The sequence below is a fragment of the Anaerobacillus alkaliphilus genome (genome assembly GCF_004116265.1).
Taxonomy (GTDB): Bacteria; Bacillota; Bacilli; order Bacillales; family Anaerobacillaceae; genus Anaerobacillus; species Anaerobacillus alkaliphilus.
Map to the genome: position 1 here is coordinate 1 of NZ_QOUX01000070.1, position 324 is coordinate 324.

The 324-nt window shown below is 38.6% G+C and carries 1 protein-coding gene; it reads left to right on the forward strand.

From position 1 onward, the window contains the following. On the forward strand, window positions 1-324 hold a 324-nt coding region (locus DS745_RS24365), incomplete at both ends, for a hypothetical protein (protein WP_161568383.1).

The window sequence follows — 324 nt, forward strand, 5'->3', positions numbered from 1 at the left end:
TTCGGGTGCTCTCTTTAACTAGCACTAGAAATGGATTAATGGACGTTTACATTAATGATCAACTTATAACAAAAGTTAACCTATATTCTGCTTCTGTTTCCTATCGTGTGAATGTGTTTGAGAAACTAGATCTTCCTTATGGGACTCACACCATTAAACTAGTAAATCCTGCTCAAATAGGTCACCAGTCTGCAGTCGAAACTCGGATTAACGTTGATGCTTTTGATGTAATTGCTCCTATTTTACCTAACGCACCAACGGATCTCCATGCTCAACCTGACTTTACTAGCGTAGGTCTTTCATGGGAAACAAATACTGACACTA